The sequence below is a fragment of the Paraburkholderia phenazinium genome (assembly GCF_900100735.1).
Lineage (GTDB): Bacteria > Pseudomonadota > Gammaproteobacteria > Burkholderiales > Burkholderiaceae > Paraburkholderia > Paraburkholderia phenazinia.
The window spans coordinates 83,727-104,018 of the sequence record NZ_FNCJ01000002.1; the positions used below are offsets into that span (position 1 = coordinate 83,727).

Consider the following 20,292-nt stretch of genomic DNA (forward strand, 5'->3'; position numbering starts at 1 on the left):
TGTTTTGTTTGTAGCGTCTCCGTTTCCGGTTTTACTCACGGAGATAACTATGAACACGAAAACATCGAGCCGTACTCTTCACAACGAGTCCATCCAAACGATCTACCCGACTCGGCATCCCGCCAAGTCGAGAGTCGAGGACGAGATCCACGATCGCCATGCGGCCGGGTACGCCATGCCGGTGGCGCGGGCACGGATTTTCCATCCGTTCGAATATTGGGCGCAGGAACGGGCAGGACTTCGATATGGATTCGAAGACCTGTCGGCTGATTCATGTCCTGATCGCGCAGTCCAGTATCGCGGCTTCAAGCTTCCGGTGATGACTATCGGGTCGCTGCAAGATTGGGCGACGCGATTGTTCCACCTGGTACGTGGACCTTGAACGTGTGGCCCCGCGGCTCAGTGGTTCACTGAGTTCTGCGGGGCCTGAGGAACCAGCCTGCACGATTCCCCGGGGCGGTTCACGTAAGCCGCGATGATCAAACCTGCAGATGACTGCTAGCAGGATGCGGTGAAAGTCTGCACAGGGTCGGGAGTGTGAGTTCGCTGATGCAGCAAACCGCCGTCGGGTGCATCGAATATGTGTCGTAGACTGTCGGGTCCATGCCGAAACTTGTCGGATGGGTAGCGGGGCCTCTCGGCCGATGCCGTTGCAGGTGGCTTTCGCTAGAATCTGTTTTCGATCCTTATATTCGTCCATAACCGGAGACAAACGTGCCAGGCTTACTTCCCGATGTCGACCGCGAGGGACTCCTCGAATATTCAGTCGTTTACACCGACCGATCAATCAATCATATGTCGCAGTTCTTTCAAGGAGTCCTGCGCGATATTTCAGGAACCCTGAAAAAGGTTTACAACGCGAAGTCGGCCGTTATCGTCCCGGGCAGCGGCACTTTCGGCATGGAAGCCGTCGCACGGCAGTTCGCGACGGGCAGGAAGTGTCTGGTCATCCGCAATGGCTGGTTCAGTTTCCGCTGGTCGCAGATTTTCGACATGGGCGGCATTCCGTCTGAATCGATGGTGTTGAAGGCGCGTCCGGTCGAGCAAGGCAGGCAGGCCGCCTATGCACCGGCTCCGATCGAAGAAGTGGTCGCTGCGATCAAGGAGAACAAGCCGGATCTGGTCTTTGCGCCGCATGTCGAAACTGCATCCGGGATGATGTTGCCTGATGCCTATTTGCGTGCCGTGTCCGACGCTGTTCACGCCGTCGGCGGCATGTTTGTGCTGGACTGTATCGCCTCCGGTACGATCTGGGTGGACATGCAGGCCAGTGGCGTCGATGTCCTGATCAGCGCACCGCAAAAGGGATGGAGCGCGCCACCCTGCTGCGCACTGGTCATGCTCAGCCCTCTCGCCCGCGAAAGAGTCGACGTAACAACCAGCACCAGTTTCGCTTGCGATCTTCGCAAATGGCTGCAGATCATGGAAGCCTACGAGAACGGTGGGTTCGCGTACCACGCCACGATGCCCACGGACAGTCTCACGGCCCTGCGTGACGTCATGAAGGAAACCGAGGCATATGGCTTCGACAAAGTGAGAGCGGAGCAGCTTGAACTCGGCAAGCGCATTCGCTCTCTGTTGAGTGACAAAGGTTTCAAAAGCGTGGCGGCCGAAGGTTTTCAGGCTCCGGGCGTCGTGGTCAGCTACACGGACGATGACGGCATACGATCCGGCAAGAAATTCGCCGATGCCGGCTTGCAGATCGCGCCCGGCGTTCCCCTTCAATGCGACGAGCCTGAAGACTTCAAAACATTCCGCGTCGGATTATTTGGCCTGGACAAACTGCATGACGTCGAAGGCACGGTCGCCAGGTTCGCCAAGGCGTTAGACAGTATTCTTTAGAGCGCTTTTCCGGTGTATGTGCGCATGGCTCGCCCTCGCAACCGCATCGACAGGAGGGCTCCGGAACCTGCCGGAATAGCGATGCGCACGCTTCGGCCGGAGCCGACAATGGGGCGGGTCGGGTTCTACATCAGCAATGCGGCGGATTGCTGACAATGGCGGTATCGAGAAGTCGGACGGCAGCCGCCTTAGCGCTCGCGTCGGGTCGGAGGGCGGTGACGCCTGCTTCTCGCCGATGAAGCCAAGCGCCCCCCAACCAGTAGATCTGAAACCCACGCCAGTGCCTGCGTGGCCCCAGTCTCTCACGCAGACCGGCTCCGCTTGTGCGCTTTCACCAGCCTTTCCACTGCGCTGTCGGTAACGTCCTTAAACAGCGAGACATTGCCATAAGCCCGCGCAGCGAGCATGGCGCCGTATACCAGCGACACGAGTGTTGCGGCCTCGGTTTGAACCGACGAACTCAGTTTGAAGAGGTCGTTTTTCACGCCTGACTCGAGCACCTGCTCAAGCCACGCAGTGAGGTTATCGAAAAACGCTTTCACCTCTTTCGCTACTTCCTCGGGCAGCGACGGAAGTTCGGCGCCGAGCATGCCAGCCACGCAGAACGGAGCTGTGTCGTCCGCAATGCAGCGTTCCCAATGGCCGATGTAGGCACGCAACTGCGCAAGCGCGTCGGCACCGCTTGCCTCAAGTAACACCATGTCGGCGTCAAACGTTTCCCGCCAATCGTTCAATACAGCGATCACGAGATCTGTTTTCGCGGGGAAGTGGTGGTGAATGCTCGCCTTACGAATGTCGATTGCGTCGGCGACGTCGGCATAGCTAAACCCGCTATAGCCGCGACGCATGATGAGTTGCCGGCCCGCTTCGATAATCCTGTTCGCGGTCAGGTCCCCAGTTGCTGTCATTTTGCCTACCATCTAGTCGGTTGGATACTCGACAGTCTACGCGGAGCGGGCACCAATTTCCAGCCTTGAAAATTTTCTTGCATTCTAGCCATCCTACTAGTAGGATGGCTACATCGGTCAGGGAGATCCCCGGTCGACTTCTCTGGTTACCTCACTCTTTGGAGCATGAAAATGAAGATTTCCTCATACGTAAGCAAAATCGCCGCCGCAGTCGCGTTCTCCGCCGCGGTCCTGGGATCACACGCAGCGGTGGCTGCACCCGTCAAGAACGTCGTCCTCGTTCACGGCTATTTCGCCGATGGCTCGGGCTGGCAGGCCGTCTCGAACATCCTTACCCGCGACGGCTACAAGGTTTCGGTCGTGCAAGAGCCGGAAACCTCGTTCGACGAGGATGTGAAGGCAACCACCCGGGTGATCGATGCACAGGACGGCCCGAGCATCCTCGTCGGTCACAGCTACGGTGGTGCGGTGGTGACCGAGGCCGGCAACGACGACAAGGTCGCAGGTCTTGTTTATGTGGCTGCTTTCCAGCCCGATACGGGAGAAAGCCCCCTTGATCTGACCAAAAAGATGCCGCCCGCGACCACGGCGATCAAGGCGACGGCAGATGGCCACCTGTATTTCGATGAGGCGATGTTCCACGCAGATTTCGCCGCCGACGTTCCCGCTGCCGAAGCAAAGTTCATGGCTATTTCGCAAGTGACGCCGGCGGCACAGTCGTTTGGTGTCCCGATCAAACATGCGGCGTGGAGGACGAAGCCGAGTTGGGCGGTTGTCGCGACGGCGGACCGCGCAATCAATCCCGATCTGGAGCGCTTCATGACCCAGCGTGCCGGAAGCAAGGTGGTTGAGGTCAACTCGAGCCACGTGGCTTACATGTCGCACCCGGCCGAAGTCGCCAAGCTCATCGAACAAGCCGCGACTCAATCCAGCAAAGAATGATGAAACGTGACGCGCCGCCTTTGATCCCTGTATTGATCGGGGCGGCCCATATCACTGGCTCGGGCAGACGCGATTGTCGCAAGCTTGCATGGGGAATCCATGCGACGCGGACCTTGCAGGCATGCCACTCATGTCGCCGCGCTGTCCCCTTGGCTTTTATGCTGCGCCGCCATCCTCTCCTGCTGAGCGGGAGGCACCGGATCATAGTGGCTAAGCTGGATACTGTAATTACCGTGCCCGCCGGCAATCGCGTTCAGACGTGACTGATAGTCGTTGAGTTCAGACAACGGCACCTGCCCCGCAACGACCACCGCGTTGCCGGCGGCCGTGCGTGTGCCGTGAACCTGCCCGCGCTTGGCGGACAGGTCGCCGATGATGTCGCCCATCGCGGCTTCCGGCGTCATCACCTCGATATCTACGATGGGTTCGAGCAGGATCGGCCGAGCTTTCAGCACCGCGTCGATAAAGGCCTTGCGCCCGGCGGAGACGAAGGCCACTTCCTTGGAGTCGACTGAATGACTCTTGCCGTCGTAGACAATGACTCGCACGTCCTGCATCGGGAAACCGGCCAGCGGCCCGCTCTCGATGACCTGAAGGATGCCCTTTTCCACGGCAGGCATGAACTGGCCCGGAATGGCGCCACCCTTGACCGCGTCGACGAACTCGAAACCCGTGCCGCGCGGCAGCGGCTCCACGCGCAGCATCACTTCGCCGAATTGCCCGGCGCCGCCGGTTTGCTTCTTGTGGCGATGATGCCCCTCGGCCTTGGCGCCGATGGTTTCCCGATAGGCGATCTTCGGTGGTCGCGTCACGACCTCGAGCTTGTACTGCTCGGATAATCGCTCCAGCATGATGCGCAGGTGCAACTCGCCCAGGCCTCGCACCACGGTCTCGTTGGTGCCGACCGGGTGTTCGATGCGCAGGCACGGGTCTTCCGCACTCAGCTTTTGCAGAATTTCCCACAGGCGCTGTTCGTTGCCCCTGCGCGCAGGCTCGATCGCCAACCCATAGATGGACGTGGGGAAGTCGAGCGGGGTCAGGTGGATGTTGCCGTCCTCGGGAGCGTCATGCAGCACCGCATCGAAGCCAATCTCGTCGACCTTGGCCGTGGCGCAGATATCGCCCGGGCAGGCTTGCGGGACATCCACGTGTTCCTTGCCCTGCAGCATCATTAGATGGGCGACCCTGAACGGCTGGCGTGCGTCGCCGATATAGAGCTGGCTATCGCGTCGGATCGTGCCCTGATGGACGCGAAACACCGCCATCTTGCCGATGTAAGGGTCCATGACGATCTTGAAGGCGTGGGCCAGTACATGTTTGTCGGCAACCGGTTCGGCGCGTACGATTTGCTGGCGGCCGCCGGCATCGCGATAGAAGAGCGGCGGGTTGCCTTCCATGGGATTGGGCAGGAGCCGGACGAACACGTCGAGCAGTTCCGCGATGCCGACACCGTTGGTCGCTGACGTGAAGCAGATCGGCACCAGATGGCCTTCGCGTAGCGCTCGCTCGAAGGGCTCGTGCAATTGCTCCGGGCTGATGGCCTCGCCTTGCTCCAGATAAAGCTCCATCAGGGCAGGATCGATCTCGACCACCTGATCGACCAGCGCGTCGTGCGCGGCCGCAACCGATCGAAAATCGGCGTCGCCGCCAGGGTTGAAAAAGCAGTCCACCACCTGGCGGCCGCGCTGAGCCGGCAGGTTGATGGGCAGGCATTGCATACCGAAGGTCTCCTGAATGTGCGTCAGAAGCCCCGCAAGGTCGACCTTTTCGCCATCGATCCCGTTCACGATGATCATTCTGCAGAGCTTGCGTTGTTCCGCCCACGCCATCATCCGCCGGGTGGTCAGTTCGATGCCGGTCTGCGCGTTGATGACGATAGCGGCGGTTTCGACCGCGGGCAGGGCGCTGATCGACAGCCCGGAAAAGTCCGGATAGCCGGGTGTATCGAGCAGAAAAATGCGCGTATCCCGGTAGTGCAGGTGGGCGACGGCCGAATTTAGCGAGTGATGATATTTGCGCTCGAGCGGGTCGAAATCGCAGACCGTGGTACCGCGCTCGACGCTGCCGGGCGCGTGGAGCGCGCCGCCCTGGTGCAGCAGTGCTTCGACGAGAGACGTCTTGCCGCACCCGGCATGTCCGACCAGGGCGACGGTACGTATGGAATCGGGACTGTAACGCATGGCCGCCCTCGTCCAGTAGTGGATCTGGGGCCATTATTGGCGAAAACGGACGCGTGTGCCATACGGGGTAATCGTCCAGTTCTTCGTCACGCCCGTGCATAGATGCTATGGCCCGCATGTTTTTCACACGCGAACGAAAGCGAACTATTCTTTAAGGATCGTGCGCAACAATCACCCGTTTCCTTCCCGAGGAGGTGCGTCATGTCAATGTCTGCCACTCTCCAGGACTGCCTGCGCAGCAAGGGCTCCCGGTACGAAATCGTGCATCATCCGCACAGCCATTCCAGCGTTGAAACCGCGGCGGCTGCGCATATTCCCGGCGATCGCCTCGCCAAGACCGTGCTTTTCGAAGACGAGCACGGTTATGTGGCGGCTGTACTGCCATCCACCTACGCCGTGCGGTTGTCCGAGCTTTGGGCAAAGACCGGGCGCCGCCTCACGCTGGCCAAGGAGGTCGATCTACGCGAGCTGTTCAAGGATTGCGACCTGGGAGCGCTGCCGCCGGTATGCACGGCCTATGGCATGCGGACCTATCTTGACGAAAGCCTCGCCCAGCAGCCGGACGTATATTTCGAGGCCGGCGATCACGAAGAACTGATTCACATGGGCACGGATCAATTCCTCGATCTGATGGACCGAGCCGAGCGGACTCGCTTCGCTCGTCGCATGCATGGTGTGCCAAGTTGACTAGTGTCCGCTTGATGCAGCACGGTTTGCGCAGTGCGGCATAAAGGGCGCTGCGTCAGCCAACTTGCGCGTCTGATTTGACTGCAGGCCTGCGTAGGGAAGTGAGTGCGCGCAAGATGCTGTGGGGCGTGGCAATCGCCGTGTTGTTGGTGGGACACCACGCTGCGGCCGCGAATTCGTGTTTCCCGGCGTTCTTCGAGGTCGATGTCAAAGACGGCCTCAAGGTACAGGCCGATTGTGGCTTCCACGTTCGAGCCCTCAACCGTATGGCCACCGAGCTGAGCCGTGCAGCGAAGGACGCCAAACTCTCCCGTGCCCAGATAGTCTCGCTCGCGCGAGCGGCCAACGTAATACTGAGCGTCGTCGTACAGGCGCAATCGGACGACACCAGCATTGCAACGGCGTTTGCCGATACTTTGGAAGAGCAATGCGAGTTCGAACGTGCAGAACCGATTTACCGCGCGCTGCTCTCGCGTTATCAGGTGCTCGCGCAGGAGAAGCCTGCCGCCTACCAACCTCAGCGTGCGCATACCCAGCAGAAACTCGGCAACCTCTATGTTGGCCTGCAACGGCCAAAAGAGGCGGAAATCGCCTATCTGAGGGCGCTGGAGATCGATTGGGCACTGGCGCGACAGGACCCTGTGGTCTACGGGCCTGCTGTGGCGGAAACGTTTGATAGCCTCGGCGTCCTGTATCGCGATACACAGCGCCTGCAGGATGCCACGGATGCTTACCGCGAGTCGCTGGACATCGATCGTGCATTGGCTGATCGCGACCCCACGACCTACAAGCCCGATATCGCGACGACGCTCAACGACCTCGGCATCCTGTACGACGCACACAGCGCACGAGCGATGCTGAGAAGGCGTATCGCGAGGCGCTGAGCATCCAGCAAGCTCTCGTGCGCGCTAACCCCGCGGCCTATCGCCCGGCGCTCGCACGTACGCTCAACAATCTCGGGAACCTCTATAGCGCAACACAGCAACACCAGCAAGCAGAGCATGCCTACAGGGGCGCGCTAACGATCCGGCAGCAGCTTGCCCGGGAGAGTCCTGCACTCTATCGGTCCGATGTGGCGCGCACACTCACTAACCTTGGTGCGCTCTACCGCGCCACGCAACGGCCGAAAGAGGGGCAGCAGGCTTACGAGGATGCGCTGCAAATCTATCGTACGCTGGCGCAAGAAAACCCCACGGCCTATCAGCCGGACGAAGCGCGGACGCTGAACAATCTAGGTGTCCTTTTCAGTCACACTGGGCGCCCGCGCGAGGCGGAAGATGCCTACCGAAACGCGCTGGACCTGTACCAGGCCCTGTCGCGAGATGATCCGGTTGCCTACCGTCAGGATGAAGCACGGACGCTCGGCAACCTGGGTACGCTGTTCAGTCAGATCCAACGACCGCAAGAGGCCGAACAGGCGAGGCGTGAAGCTGCCCGCCTTCTCGACGCAACAGGGGGCGGATTGGGACGTACTTACTGAACGCTCCTCACCCCCACTTTTTGCCGAGTTCTTCCAGACCGGCCTTTTGCAGATCCTCCGGGCTCATCACAATGCGGAACTTGCAACTCGCCTGGAAGGTGAGAAAAAAGGGCTCCGCAAAAGCGGGAACGTCAGATGAATCCTGTACGTTGACCAGGAAGATCCCGCAGCGCATTCCGTCTTGCTCCGTGAAGTACACGGCCTCCGGCTTGATGGTTTCGAGGATATGCCCAAGCGTCTCGCCGGCCTTGCCGCTTTTGACCAGTGAGTTGAAGGGTTCATGAGGGATCTGGACCGTAAGTAGCATTTTCATAATTTAGCGCTCCGCTTGTTGCCCCCTGTAGCAAGATGTTGGCCTCTGGCTACCGTGCCGCCCGAGGTCCATTCAACGGAGCCGTCGGTCGGTATCAGTAAGCATAGCGGAGCGTGAGCTAACGTCCAGAAGAGAACGGATTGGAAATCCGGCAAGTTCGCAATCGGTTGCCTCGGAGGGGACTCGCTGCCCGTGCGATGAGCGCTGCGCAAGGCGCGTACGGAGGCGTTTCGTGTACTAGAATGGGCTACGACAGTACCGCGTGTTGCTGGCGGTATCTGGCCCGCACAACGTGCGGGATTTGTGTTGGAGAGGTGCGATGCCGACTTACCAGTACCGTTGCGAGAAGTGCGGTCAGATGTTCGAGCATGCCGAACATCTCGCTGAACATGAAACCGCTCATCCAAATTGTCCGAAGTGCGGAAGCGAAAAGGTTCAGCACACCCCCACGCCATTTGTCGCGAAGACGTCCAGAAAGAGCTGACGTATACCCGCCGTCGCCTCAACGCCCCCTGCGAAAGTCGTTTTTGTCCTACGCTATAAGCGCGACCGCAGGTTGATCGTTAGCTAAACCCAGCGCCTGATTACAACCGAGGCAGCCGCGGCCGTCGCTGCGACAGCGGAACGAGTACCTTGGCGCACACGCCCCATGGAGGATGAAGATGTCGATACGATTAGGAGAAGAAGCTCCGGATTTCACGGCCGAAACCACCGAAGGGACGATCCATTTTCACGAATGGATCGGCGACCATTGGGTCATCCTGTTTTCGCATCCGAAGGATTTCACACCGGTTTGCACCACTGAACTCGGATACATGGCCGGCCTGAAGCCGGAATTCGACAAGCGCAATACAAAGGTCATCGGACTCAGCATCGATCCAGTGAGCGACCACACGAAGTGGGTGAAGGATATCGAAGAGACCCAGGGACACGCGATCAACTATCCGCTGATCGGCGACGCGGACCTGGCGGTCGCCAAGCTATACGACATGATTCACCCGAACGCCAGCGGTGGTCCACGCACCGCAGTGGACAACGCGACGGTACGCTCGGTGTTTCTCATTGGGCCGGACAAGAAGGTCAAAGCCATGCTCGTGTATCCGATGAGCGCAGGCCGCAATTTCGACGAGGTGTTGCGTCTGCTCGATTCGCTGCAGCTCAATGCAAAACACACGGTGGCGACGCCGGTTAACTGGAAACCGGGCGAGGACGTGATCATTCCGACGTCCGTTTCGAACGATGACGCGATGCGCAAATACCCGCAGGGTTTCAAAACCGTGAAACCTTACCTGCGGTACGTGGCACAACCGAAGTGATACTCTCCAGCGCCCGGGGCGAGTCCGGGCGCGTCCATGTGCCCGGAGCGAAACCGTGTTGATTTTCCGGCAGCTATTCGACCAGCAATCGTCCACCTACACGTATCTTCTTGCCGATAGCACAACCGGAGAGGCGGTGCTGGTCGATCCGGTATTTGAACAGGTGCGCCGGGAGATTGCCCTGCTCGGAGAGCTGGGATTGCGCCTGCTCTATACCATCGACACCCACGTCCACGCCGATCATGTCACTGGCGCGTGGATGCTCAAACGCCGCACGGGCAGCCAGATTGCGATGTCGGCCGCGAGCGGAGCCGAAGGTGCGAGCCGTTATCTGAATCATGGCGACCGGTGTGAATTCGGCACACGGTACCTGGGCGTGCGTGCCACACCAGGTCATACGAATGGATGCATCAGCCTTGTGCTCGACGACGAGACCATGGCGTTCACCGGCGATTGCCTGTTGATCAGGGGCACGGGCCGGACAGATTTCCAGCACGGCGATCCGCGCGCGATGTTCCGGGCGGTCCACGAGCAGATTTTCACGCTGCCCGAGACATGCCTGCTGTTCCCGGCCCACGATTACCGCGGCTTGACGGTGACGAGTGTCGGCGAGGAGCGGCGCTTCAATCCGCGTCTCGGTGGTGAGCTCTGCGAAGACGATTTCGCCGGATACATGACGAATCTGCGCCTGCCGCATCCGAAACAGATCGACGTCGCGGTGCCCGCCAACCTGACATGCGGCGTCGCGGCAAGCGACCCCACGCAGATGGCCGAGCCCGATTGGGCGCCGCTGACGTACAACTTTGCGGGCATCTGGGAAATCAATCCTCAATGGCTCGAGGAAAATCTCCGCTCGGTCCAGATCGTCGACGTGCGCGAGCCTGACGAGTTCGACGGGCCGCTCGGGCGCATTCCCGAGGCCAGGCTCATTTCACTCGGCGAGCTGGCGAAGCGTGCCGGCGAACTCGCGCAAGAACGCCCGATCGTGACGGTCTGCCGGGCCGGCGGACGTTCAGCGCAAGCCACGGTCATCCTGCGGCAGTCAGGATTCGAGGCCGTTGCCAACCTCGCCGGCGGCATGCTCCGCTGGCGTGCAGAAGGCCGCGTCGTCGAAAACGGCAGCATGTAACCGTCTCGTCGACTGACGGCGAACCGGCAACTGACCGCCAGCTAAGCGCCCGCCACTCACCTTCCTCACGCATTCGCCCCTAAATATTTCTTCAGACCAGTCGTAAACACCTAGGTAGATTAACTAATTCCATGGCGACGCTGGCGTGAGCCAGTCGGCGACCGCGCTCGTCTGGCGTGGTGGTTGCTCACGAATCCCGCCTGTCTGACGCCGCTCACCGGCATGCGCAGGGTGGCCACGCCGAGCGTCGGTTCAGTCAGTCACAGCAAGTAAGGAAATTATCGTGCCGTTTCTTAAGAACATGAGAGTGGTGACGCAACTCGTTTCAGGCTTTGCGGTAGTCATCCTTCTGCTGGTTGGGCTGGGTGTGTTTTCGCTCTACGAGGTCAGCGCCGAAAACGCTCATGTCGCAGCGCTCCGCGATAAATGGTCCGCCAGCGTCAGCAGCAGCCTTCGAATGCAAAACGCCCTGAACCAGATCCGTCTCTCCGAATTCCGGATGGCCTCCACCGACAAGGCTGCCGAGGTTCAGGCGGTGGATTCGAGGATGGCGCCGCGTATCGAGGCATTCCGGAGCGCGAGTGCGGAATACGAGAAGCTCATCTCCGAGCCGGAGGAGAAGACGGCGTTTGCGGACATCCAGGTCCTGATGCCCCAGTACATGGATCTGGATCAGCAGGTTCGGACCCAGGCGAAGGCTGGCAACCCGCAGCAAGCAATGAGCATCCTGACGGGGCAGTCCGGGACGGTTCGGGATGCCGTCGCGAAGGACATCGACAAGATCGTCGCCATCAACGAAGAAGGCGCGGCGAGAGAAGGGAAGGTGGCCGACGAGGCCTATCACAGCGCAATTGGGCTAGTGATCGGCTTGATCGTCGCGGCAGCGGCAGTCGCGCTCGCCGTGGCGCTCTTCATCGCCCGTGGCTTCGCGAGGCAGCTTGGCGGCGAGCCGCGAGAAGCCGCGGCCATGGCCAGTGCAATCGCAGCCGGCAATTTGCGCGTCACGGTGCCACTGAAGGCGGGCGACAACGCCAGCCTGATGTATTCGCTTGCCGCCATGAAAGAGCAGTTGACGAGCATCGTACGGGGCATCAAAAGCTCGAGCGAATCCATCTCGGTCGCTGCGGGCGAGATTGCGCAAGGCAATACCGACTTGTCGCAACGAACGGAACGACAGGCCGCTTCCCTGGAGGAGACGGCGTCGAGCATGGAGCAACTGACCAGCGCGGTGCACCAGAATGCGGACAACGCCAAGCAGGCCAGCCATCTGGCCAGCACGGGTTCGAGCGTAGCCCAACGTGGCGGCGCGGAGATTGGTCGCGTCGTCACGACCATGCACGAGATTGCCGAAAGCTCGGCGCGGGTCGCCGACATCATCAGCGTGATTGAAGGGATCGCTTTCCAGACCAACATCCTCGCGCTCAACGCGGCCGTCGAGGCGGCCCGGGCGGGCGAACAGGGGCGTGGGTTCGCCGTCGTGGCGGGCGAGGTCCGCACGCTCGCCCAGCGAAGCGCAACCGCCGCCAAGGAAATCAAGGACCTGATTACCGAATCGGTCACCCGGATCGATACCGGCTCGAAGCTGGTTGAAAATGCCGGCCGTACGATGGACGAGATCGTGACCTCCGCCGGGCGCACGACCGACATCATGAACGAACTCGCCGCAGCCTCGGACGAGCAGAGTACTGGCATCGGGCAGGTCAATACAGCCATTACCCAGATGGATGAGGTTACGCAGCAAAACGCCGCCCTGGTCGAGCAGGCATCGGCCGCGGCACAGGCGCTGGCACAGCAGGCGCAGGCCCTGCGCGATGCGGTGTCCGTATTCAGCGTCGACAGCGATGCTCTCCGTCCTGCGATATAGTCACGCCGATACGAACTCACGGGCGCAACCCTATGAGCCAGAGCGGACGCTCAATCCACAATGCCCGGCTCATGTACCTGGGAGTCGGCCTCGGCGCCGGCGGCTAGCCCTCCAGCCGCCGATGAAGCTCGCTAGCCGGCCCTAAGTTCGCTGTTGCTGTCCAACGTTGTGTTCCGGTTCCTCACTATCCAGCCGACAGTTGCTGCTGCTGACTACCGGTGCGCGCCGCAGGGCCGCCCCTGCATTGGGATAGCGCAATGCGAAGACTGCATACGACTTAATCTCCCCGCTGCGCGTCGCATCTGCGGCGCGCTGATACTGATCTCCGTTCTATCCGGCGAGCGCGCCCATCTCGGGCGGCATTTGTACCTCGCACGCAAGACTGTTTGTCCACGGTGGGTGTTCGAATTCAGCGCCAATGCGCCTACATTTCGTACCCATCGGAGCCGCTGGCCCGATCAGCATCTGATCCAAGCAAACTTTCAGGAGATTCAATCATGAGCACGTCACAAAAAGTCGTCGTCGTTACCGGCGCATCGCAAGGCATTGGCGCCGAACTGGTCAAGGCATTCCGCAAGCTCGACTACCGCGTGGTCGCAACCGCGCGCTCGATCAAGCCTTCGGAAGACTCCAACATTCTGACTGTGGCAGGCGATATCGCCGATCCGGCAACCGCGCAGCGCGTGATTTCCGAAGCCGTTGCCCGTTTTGGCCGTATCGACACACTGGTCAACAACGCTGGCATCTTCATCGCCAAGCCCTTCACCCAATACACGGCGGAAGATTACGCGGCGATCACGAGCGTGAACGTTGCAGGCTTCTTCTACATCACACAGCTGGCGATTGCTGAAATGGAAAAGAATGCGAGCGGTCACGTGGTCACCGTCACGACCAGTCTGATTGACCATGCCATCGACGGCGTGCCATCGGTGCTGGCGTCGCTGACCAAGGGCGGCCTGAACGCGGCCACCAGGTCGCTCGCGATCGAATACGCGAAAAAGGGCATCCGCGCCAACGCCGTCTCGCCGGGCATCATCAAGTCGCCGATGCACCCGCAGGAAAGCCATGCGGCGCTGGGCGCACTGCATCCGGTTGGTCACATGGGCGAGATGAGCGATGTTGTGGGCGCAGTTCTGTATCTGGATGCCGCGCCGTTCGTGACTGGCGAAATCCTGCACGTGGACGGCGGCCAGAGCGCCGGTCACTGATCACCCTTGGGCGCCGCTCGCCGGCGCCCTTCAAGTCAACCGACGATTACGGAGAACGACATGCCTATCGTCACTATTCAGGTAACCCGCGAAGGGTCCAGGCCCGGCAATGATTCCGTCACAGCGGACGAAAAAGCGCAGCTTATCGAGGGGGTCAGTAAGGTACTGTTCGACGTACTGAACAAACCGCTCGAATCGACCTTTGTTGTCATTGAGGAGGTCAACACCGAGAACTGGGGCTGGGGTGGCTTGCCGGTTGAGGTCTATCGCAAGCAGCGTGGGGCGAAGCCGAACCGAAGGCTTGTTCGAATCTTTTCCGATCGAACAGCTTGCCGGCCACGACCGCGATCACAGATGGAGAATGTGCGCGATCTTGAGGGAGGCGGCTGAAGGTTGAGCAGATGCCACCGCGGTGGGCATCGCAACGGATGCCTCACCTTCGGGGCAATTTCTCCGGCTATATGAGAACGACCGGACGTTCGTCACTTGCCGCGCCTCTCATCGACTAAGCCAATTTGACGAGATTCAGCACCGGTAGCGGGCCGCTCGGGATTTGAACGAGCCGCCCGCCGCCTTCGAGTGCACCGAGGTCGATGCCGAAGAAGCCGAGCCGTTCGATCAGTCCGCTTACAACCGTTTTCGCATGCGCGTCGTCTCCCGCGAAAAACAGCACGCGGTGTCCGCCCTCGGCCTGTGGATCGTCGGAGACGAGGTGTGCGGGCAGATGATTGAACGCCTTTACGACGCGCGCGCCCGGCACGAGGTCCGCGAATACTTCACTCGAACTGCGGCCATGCAATTCGGCGGGTTCGAACCGTGGCGCCTCGATCGGGTTGTTCGCGTCAATCACAATGCGTCCGCCGAAGTCCGGCAGCCCGGCCAGGGCGCCCGGCAGCTTCGACCAGTTCACTGCGACGAGGACGATGTCCTGGGCGGCCGCTTGTTCGCGCGTTCCCGGCGTGATCGAGGGGCCAAGTTCGCGCGTGAGGTCCGCGAGTGACTCTGGGCCTCGGCTGTTCGCAATGATGGCTTCGAGGCCTTTGCCCGCCAGCGCTTTCGCGAATGCGGATCCAATGGCGCCTGCTCCGATGATACCGATGGTGCTCATAACGATGCTCCTGGTGAAGGGTAATGAATCAGGTGGTAAAGCCGTCGTCCGTGCCGGCAAGGGGAGGGGCGTGTGACGTTCACTCCCCAAGGCCGGATGAGCGAATGTTGCCGCCTTAATTGCTCAATGATTAGCGGGTAATTGCTTGAATTATTTTCAAGCAATGCTTTAATATTCCTGCATGGAAACCCTTGCCAACCTCGAGTCGTTCGTGCGCAGCGCCGAAACGGGCAGCTTCTCCGCGGCCGCGCGGCGTCTTGCGCTGACGCCCGCTGCGGTCAGTCGGAACGTGGCGCTGCTAGAACGCAATCTCGGCGCGCGGCTGTTCCAGCGCTCGACGCGCAAGCTCACGCTGACCGAGGCGGGCGAGCGGTTTCTAGTGGAAATTGGCGGCAATCTGGACGCGCTGCAGGCAGCGATCGCGTCCGTCTCGACCGATCGTAGCGAGCCGGCTGGCATGCTGAAAGTCAGCATGGCGCCGACGTTTGGCATCACGTACGTTATGCCGTTGCTGCCGGCGTTCCTCGCCCGCTATCCGATGATTCGTCCGGATTGGCACTTCGAGAACCGACAGGTCGACTTGATTGCCGAGGGATACGATGCCGCGCTGGGTGGGGGATTCGATCTCGCACCGGGCGTCGTGTCGCGCGCATTGGCGCCTGCGCATCTGGTGGCGGTGGCGTCTCCGGCTTACATGGCCAGTCGCGTGCCACTGGACGATCCCAGCGATCTTGCGGACCTCGACGGCATTGTGATGCGTTCGAGCCGCACCGGCCGCGTGGTCCACAGGACGATGCGCAACATGGCGGGCGGCGAGATGCTTGCGCGACTCAGTGCGACCATCACGGTCGACGACCCGGCAGCGATGCGCGAGGCTGCGATTCTCGGACTGGGTGCTGCGCTGCTGACCGTATCGGATGTGCTGTCGTCAATCGAACGAGGCGAACTCGTGCGGTTGCTACCGCATTGGTACGCGGACGCCGGAGCGATTTCGATCTATTACGCAACTCGAGCGCTGTTGCCGGCGAAAACACGGGTGTTTGTCGATTTCGTCGTGGAGGCGTTCGAGCGGGAGCGGTTAGCAGAGAGATTTGCTGGAAGCATCCAATAGACTGGTATCGCTCAGAGAGCCTTGCGAAAGAAATAGCGCTCGTGCTGCCCTGCCATTTCAGTCAGGCGGCCCCACTCGGAGTAGCCGAGCTTTCGATAAAACTCAGGGGCTTGAAAACTGAAGGTATCAACGATCGCCTTCTTGCAACCACGCCGTCTCGCTTCCGCCTCAGCGGCTGACATGAGCGCCGTTGCATGACCGGATTTCCGATGCTGTTCGTCGACCCACAGAAAGGAGATGTCTAAATACTGCCAGTAGGTCTTGGCCGTCAGTCCGCCTATGATGTGGCCGTCATCGTTCCGGACGAATACGCAAAGCGGTTGTACGTCACGTTCAACGAAGCGCCTGTTGTACGCTCGGGTCTGATCGATGACGAAAGCTTCGTCATCGGCATTGGGGTTGTCTGTGAGGTCCAGGCGCATAGCATCATGAGAGTAGAAAGACCGGACCATTGTCACAGATTTGTCCCGTCGATCGAACTCTTCTTGCGCCTTCGCGGCGAAGTTTGCCCTTTTATAGTATTGACGCCAGTCTAGGAAAACGAAGCAGAACCCCAGCAGTCAAATAGCACAGTACGCAACTGAGGCTCCCGGTTGCAACGAACTTTACTAAAGGGTATGCCGGCACGTGTCTCCATGTCAGCGCGACGGCGACCAGCACGGGCGGGTGGATGATGTAAATCGTATAGGCGCGCCTGCAAAGGGGGCGCCACAATCCGACCAGCTTATGAAAGTGCCGCTGAAAGCCGTCTAGCAGAAAGAGTATGGTGCCCCACGCGACAAATGGCTCCCAGAACGCATAGATGACCGACAGGGGGCGACCGCGTAACCCAGGAAAATGTCCGCCAATGAAATAGACGAGCGGCAATATGGGTAAAGCGATCAAGGCGATCCTCCACCATAGCCGTACTTGCTCTTTCGGCAAACGTTCGATCCAATGCGCATGAGCCGTGGCGAACCCCGCCGAATACAAAACCACATAGCTCGAGAAGTACCCAAGCTGAAGGCCCCACACGTTGACCCCGACGCGCCAAAACGATCGCAACGCGAGCGCTGCGACTCCGGTGAGGACCGCCCCAACGCCCAGCATCAAGTCGGATGGCAATTTGCCTTGAATGGCTCGATTGCCAGGGGACGCGTCGCGGCGCCGAAAAGCGAGGTTCCACAGTATAGTGCCCACGCTGAATATGAGCAACGCCTCGGCGAACCACATCGGACCGCTTTCGAATGTGCCTTTGTGCCATAAGTAGCTTAACGTCCCGACAAACGTATGACCTTGGCTTGTCTGCGCTAACGCGATGGTGACAGGCCCGATCAGCAGCCCGTACACAAGTAGAGGCACGCCGAGCCTCAGAAACCGATCCGTCAGGAAGCGGGCCGGCCCCTTTCGTTCGATCGATCTGGATGTGTAATGCCCCGCCAGAAAGAAGAAGAGACCCATAAAGTATGCCTGGTTGATGGTGCAGAAGAGCACCAGCACCACGGATGCCAACGACTTCTCCGGCGCCACTTCGTGGTAGTACCAACCGCCAATCGCGCCATACGTGATGGCACAGTGATGGAATATAACGAGCAGGGTTAAGGAGGCACGCAAGGCGTCCAACCCTGAATTTCGCAGCGCGGAGTCTTGGGTCGACTCAGCTACGAGGTCGACACTCAGACTGTTTTGTGTACTCATCAGACCGCTTGGCAAGGTTAAACCACTCTGAGGACACACCCGAATACCGTATTCGTCGCGCGGAGGTGTGTGCGTGACCTGGTGTCTGCCGTATGCAGACATGTTGACGATAGCCAAAATACTCCGATGTCCTTACATCAAACCAACGCGTAGGTGACTGCCTGAGGGCAATGTCAAAAATCGAAATTCACCCTTGCGAACAATGCACTTAATTATCGGTGTCCGCTTTCCTAAACTGGGTGTTATCTGTTTTTCCAGGAATGAAGTACGTGTGTCGTTGCTAGCCGTGAGCGGCGATCTGTGGTTTGCGTCACGTGCGCCACTGCGAGCGGTCGCGCGAGTTTGCTTGTCACGAGCCGGGCATGCAACGACGGCTATGGAGAAATACGAATGGATCGTTTGTTTCGAAATTCCAGTCCAATCAAGGAGACACGGATCATGAATAAGGTAACCAGCACATTAGTCGCGGCCGCCGCCACACTCGCGCTGTCGGGCGGCGCTTATGCACAGAGCAACAACACACTGGCGACCCCGAGCACCGTGTCGCCGGCGGCCGCCAATACAACGAGCGGCTACGGCACGCCTGGCGCCACTAACTCGGACAGCGGTTCGGGCGCCGGGTCGGCGAACTCGGGCCTGCCGAACAGCACGAACAATAGCGCCACCTCCCTCACCAACCTTCCCGGGAGTCACAACACGCTGGCGACCCCGAGCACCGTGTCGCCGGCTGCCCAGTAACAGCAATTCGCATGGTAAGAAAGACCGCTGCCCTCACGGACAGCGGTCTTTTTTTCTCCCTGACCTCTTCCTGGCACGGCCTGCGGCACATCGGCTGGCTGCATGCCGCCGATCGCAGCTTTGCGAGCTTCAAGTTGCATATGCCTATTGCATGAGACGACGCCGACCACTTTGAGACATTCGACAGCGTCGCCCAGATCGTTAACAATCAGCGGTCGTCTTTCCGAACCAGAAAAATTTCCGCGTACCAGGGGCCCCTTGCGGCGCAGAGTACGCCGGTGTCCATGAAGGTCTGGAAAGTAGCGGAGCCCGGGCCGTTATGCCCAAATCATTTGTTATTCAACAATGCCAATCGACACTGAGCGCAACCTGCCGGAGCCATGGAATGTGGCCACGGTCCTGATGATGATCATGGGCTTCGTTGTCCTTACCTACATCACATGGCATACCTGTCACACCGCTGTGTTCCTGCGCCATGCGACCCGCGTCACAGGGGTGATCATCGATCCGGCAGGACACCCCACGATACGGTTCAGTACGGCCAATGGTGTGCAAGTTGAATTCGTGCAAAACGGCTTTATTTCGCGGCCGCGTGGCGCGGCGGTGCCGGTAGCTTACGACCCGCGCAATCCCGCCATGACGGCGCAAGCGGCAACCTTCTGGGCAAACTGGGGCGAATCATTGTGGTCACTGCCAATGGGACTGGGATTTACTCTGCTGCCGCTGTTCGGCGTACGGGCGCAGTTTCGTCCGGGACGATAACGACTGCGGCCCTTGATAGAGTTGAACACCCTGGTCACCATTCGCGCGATCACAGACAGGAGAGCGCAAGGTATAGCCGTCGCTGCGACCCCGACCATCCAAGACAGCACGAATAGGAGACCCGTCATGATTATTAGGTGAATAGCCTTCCGAAAGCTCAAAATGACGGGCGCGTCCCCGCGTTTATTTTGGGCTTGCCATAGCGAGTCGAAACGCTAATCCGGCAAACACCGATCCAAGCAAGTATTGCGGGAGTCGTGACGGCCGGCGGCGCCCCGCCAGTCGGCGGCTGAACTGACTAGCGAACAGGATGACCACACCGTTGACGACCAGGCCGATCAGGTTAAGGACGGTTGCCAGAATCAATATCTGGAGCGCTACGGACCCATCTTGCGGGCGGACGAATTGCGGAAACAGCGCGAGGACGAACAGAGCCATCTTCGGATTGAGGAGATTGGTGAGCAGTCCTTGCCGAAAAATCCTTCCAACCGTAGAGCGGCCTTGGGATGTTGCCGCCGACAGGGCGGTTGAGTCTGCCCGAAAGGTCTTCCAGGCGAGGTAGAGCAGGTATGCGGCGCCAGCGAACCGGACCGCATCGTAGGCCATGGGAACGGCCAAAAACAACCGGGATAGACCAAATGCCGCCGCCATTGCGTGGCCGTAGGTTCCCGCCTGAATCCCGGCAAGCGATGCAAAACCCGCCGCCCGCCCTTGGCTGGCGCTTCTGGACGCGATCAACAACATATCCGGACCCGGGGTCATCGTAAGCGCGAGACAAGCGCCCGAGAATAGGGCAAGCGTGGCGAGGCTGAGCATGAAGATTCCTTTTGTTGGCAAGCACAAAAGGGATCTCAGTCTATTGGACAAGCTTAAAAAGATCAATTGGCGCGACGCGTTTTAAGCGCATCCACCCGTCTTTACGATTCTAGATAATCATTCGATCCAGTTATCACTCAGCTATAATAATTCGCCTCGACATTCCGGGCGAGATTGTCAAATTTCTGCCTCTATAGCCAAACGATTTTTC

22 protein-coding genes and 1 pseudogene are annotated in these 20,292 nt (G+C 59.8%); 16 read left to right on the forward strand and 7 right to left on the reverse strand.

Going from position 1 to position 20,292, the window contains the following annotated elements:
* Window positions 1–49: 49 nt before the first annotated feature.
* Window positions 50–382, forward strand: coding sequence for a hypothetical protein (locus tag BLQ92_RS04220; protein WP_090682016.1), 333 nt, complete (start codon window positions 50–52; stop codon window positions 380–382).
* A gap of 332 nt (window positions 383–714) precedes the next feature.
* On the forward strand, window positions 715–1,842 hold the full coding sequence (locus BLQ92_RS04225) for an aminotransferase class V-fold PLP-dependent enzyme (protein ID WP_090682018.1): 1,128 nt from the start codon (window positions 715–717) through the stop codon (window positions 1,840–1,842).
* A 302-nt stretch (window positions 1,843–2,144) separates the two neighbouring features.
* On the opposite strand, the gene BLQ92_RS04230 is transcribed toward BLQ92_RS04225, so the two are convergent.
* A complete protein-coding gene (locus BLQ92_RS04230; RefSeq protein WP_090682912.1) occupies window positions 2,145–2,750 on the reverse strand; it encodes a TetR/AcrR family transcriptional regulator in 606 nt (201 codons plus the stop codon).
* Between the two features lie 171 nt (window positions 2,751–2,921).
* Here BLQ92_RS04230 and BLQ92_RS04235 point away from each other — a divergent pair, with 171 nt between their 5' ends.
* On the forward strand, window positions 2,922–3,692 hold the full coding sequence (locus BLQ92_RS04235) for an alpha/beta hydrolase (RefSeq protein ID WP_090682019.1): 771 nt from the start codon (window positions 2,922–2,924) through the stop codon (window positions 3,690–3,692).
* A 128-nt stretch (window positions 3,693–3,820) separates the two neighbouring features.
* On the opposite strand, the gene fusA is transcribed toward BLQ92_RS04235, so the two are convergent.
* Window positions 3,821–5,872, reverse strand: a complete 2,052-nt coding sequence (fusA, locus tag BLQ92_RS04240) for an elongation factor G (RefSeq protein ID WP_090682021.1) — start codon at window positions 5,870–5,872, stop codon at window positions 3,821–3,823.
* Window positions 5,873–6,073: 201 nt separating this feature from the next.
* Between fusA and BLQ92_RS04245 the strand changes: the two genes are divergently transcribed.
* The 3 genes from BLQ92_RS04245 (at window position 6,074) to BLQ92_RS40525 (ending at window position 8,039) form a co-directional block, all read left to right on the forward strand.
* Window positions 6,074–6,559: an aminoacyl-tRNA deacylase gene (locus BLQ92_RS04245; RefSeq protein ID WP_090682023.1), complete on the forward strand. Its 486-nt coding sequence runs from the start codon at window positions 6,074–6,076 to the stop codon at window positions 6,557–6,559.
* A 101-nt stretch (window positions 6,560–6,660) separates the two neighbouring features.
* Window positions 6,661–7,443, forward strand: a complete 783-nt coding sequence (locus BLQ92_RS40520; protein ID WP_244896617.1) for a tetratricopeptide repeat protein — start codon at window positions 6,661–6,663, stop codon at window positions 7,441–7,443.
* 17 nt (window positions 7,444–7,460) lie between these two features.
* Window positions 7,461–8,039 carry a tetratricopeptide repeat protein gene (locus BLQ92_RS40525; protein WP_244106311.1) on the forward strand — a complete coding sequence of 193 codons (579 nt, stop codon included), beginning with the start codon at window positions 7,461–7,463 and terminating at the stop codon, window positions 8,037–8,039.
* Window positions 8,040–8,046: 7 nt separating this feature from the next.
* Here BLQ92_RS40525 and BLQ92_RS04255 read toward each other — a convergent pair whose 3' ends face one another.
* Complete coding sequence (locus tag BLQ92_RS04255; protein ID WP_090682025.1) at window positions 8,047–8,352, reverse strand: panthothenate synthetase; 306 nt, start codon at window positions 8,350–8,352, stop codon at window positions 8,047–8,049.
* Window positions 8,353–8,671: 319 nt separating this feature from the next.
* On the opposite strand from BLQ92_RS04255, the gene BLQ92_RS04260 reads away from it, so the two are divergent.
* The 6 genes and pseudogenes from BLQ92_RS04260 to BLQ92_RS04285 all read left to right on the forward strand — a co-directional run.
* Window positions 8,672–8,836 (forward strand): FmdB family zinc ribbon protein, encoded by a 165-nt coding sequence (locus BLQ92_RS04260; protein WP_090682027.1) that lies wholly within the window; start codon window positions 8,672–8,674, stop codon window positions 8,834–8,836.
* A 178-nt stretch (window positions 8,837–9,014) separates the two neighbouring features.
* On the forward strand, window positions 9,015–9,668 hold the full coding sequence (locus tag BLQ92_RS04265; protein WP_090682028.1) for a peroxiredoxin: 654 nt from the start codon (window positions 9,015–9,017) through the stop codon (window positions 9,666–9,668).
* 58 nt (window positions 9,669–9,726) lie between these two features.
* On the forward strand, window positions 9,727–10,797 hold the full coding sequence (locus BLQ92_RS04270; protein ID WP_090682915.1) for an MBL fold metallo-hydrolase: 1,071 nt from the start codon (window positions 9,727–9,729) through the stop codon (window positions 10,795–10,797).
* A 283-nt stretch (window positions 10,798–11,080) separates the two neighbouring features.
* Complete coding sequence (locus BLQ92_RS41045) at window positions 11,081–12,661, forward strand: methyl-accepting chemotaxis protein (RefSeq protein ID WP_090682030.1); 1,581 nt, start codon at window positions 11,081–11,083, stop codon at window positions 12,659–12,661.
* 497 nt (window positions 12,662–13,158) lie between these two features.
* Window positions 13,159–13,869, forward strand: a complete 711-nt coding sequence (locus BLQ92_RS04280; RefSeq protein ID WP_090682031.1) for an SDR family NAD(P)-dependent oxidoreductase — start codon at window positions 13,159–13,161, stop codon at window positions 13,867–13,869.
* Between the two features lie 60 nt (window positions 13,870–13,929).
* Window positions 13,930–14,157, forward strand: a pseudogene (locus BLQ92_RS04285) (tautomerase family protein); the annotation flags it as partial.
* A 217-nt stretch (window positions 14,158–14,374) separates the two neighbouring features.
* Here BLQ92_RS04285 and BLQ92_RS04290 read toward each other — a convergent pair.
* Window positions 14,375–14,977 carry an NADPH-dependent F420 reductase gene (locus tag BLQ92_RS04290; RefSeq protein WP_090682035.1) on the reverse strand — a complete coding sequence of 201 codons (603 nt, stop codon included), beginning with the start codon at window positions 14,975–14,977 and terminating at the stop codon, window positions 14,375–14,377.
* A gap of 181 nt (window positions 14,978–15,158) precedes the next feature.
* On the opposite strand from BLQ92_RS04290, the gene BLQ92_RS04295 reads away from it, so the two are divergent.
* Complete coding sequence (locus BLQ92_RS04295; RefSeq protein ID WP_090682036.1) at window positions 15,159–16,088, forward strand: LysR family transcriptional regulator; 930 nt, start codon at window positions 15,159–15,161, stop codon at window positions 16,086–16,088.
* A gap of 11 nt (window positions 16,089–16,099) precedes the next feature.
* Here BLQ92_RS04295 and BLQ92_RS04300 read toward each other — a convergent pair whose 3' ends face one another.
* Both BLQ92_RS04300 and BLQ92_RS04305 read right to left on the reverse strand, forming a co-directional pair.
* Window positions 16,100–16,510, reverse strand: a complete 411-nt coding sequence (locus BLQ92_RS04300; RefSeq protein WP_175772615.1) for a GNAT family N-acetyltransferase — start codon at window positions 16,508–16,510, stop codon at window positions 16,100–16,102.
* Between the two features lie 91 nt (window positions 16,511–16,601).
* Window positions 16,602–17,765, reverse strand: coding sequence for an acyltransferase family protein (locus BLQ92_RS04305; RefSeq protein ID WP_090682040.1), 1,164 nt, complete (start codon window positions 17,763–17,765; stop codon window positions 16,602–16,604).
* 438 nt (window positions 17,766–18,203) lie between these two features.
* On the opposite strand from BLQ92_RS04305, the gene BLQ92_RS04310 reads away from it, so the two are divergent.
* The 3 genes from BLQ92_RS04310 (at window position 18,204) to BLQ92_RS04315 (ending at window position 19,265) form a co-directional block, all read left to right on the forward strand.
* Entirely contained in the window at window positions 18,204–18,503 is a 300-nt protein-coding gene (locus BLQ92_RS04310) for a hypothetical protein (RefSeq protein WP_090682041.1), read from the forward strand.
* A gap of 11 nt (window positions 18,504–18,514) precedes the next feature.
* Entirely contained in the window at window positions 18,515–18,658 is a 144-nt protein-coding gene (locus BLQ92_RS39835; protein ID WP_175772617.1) for a hypothetical protein, read from the forward strand.
* 232 nt (window positions 18,659–18,890) lie between these two features.
* Window positions 18,891–19,265 carry a DUF3592 domain-containing protein gene (locus tag BLQ92_RS04315; protein WP_175772618.1) on the forward strand — a complete coding sequence of 125 codons (375 nt, stop codon included), beginning with the start codon at window positions 18,891–18,893 and terminating at the stop codon, window positions 19,263–19,265.
* A gap of 183 nt (window positions 19,266–19,448) precedes the next feature.
* On the opposite strand, the gene BLQ92_RS04320 is transcribed toward BLQ92_RS04315, so the two are convergent.
* Window positions 19,449–20,081, reverse strand: a complete 633-nt coding sequence (locus BLQ92_RS04320) for a LysE family translocator (protein WP_090682044.1) — start codon at window positions 20,079–20,081, stop codon at window positions 19,449–19,451.
* Window positions 20,082–20,292 lie beyond the last annotated feature (211 nt).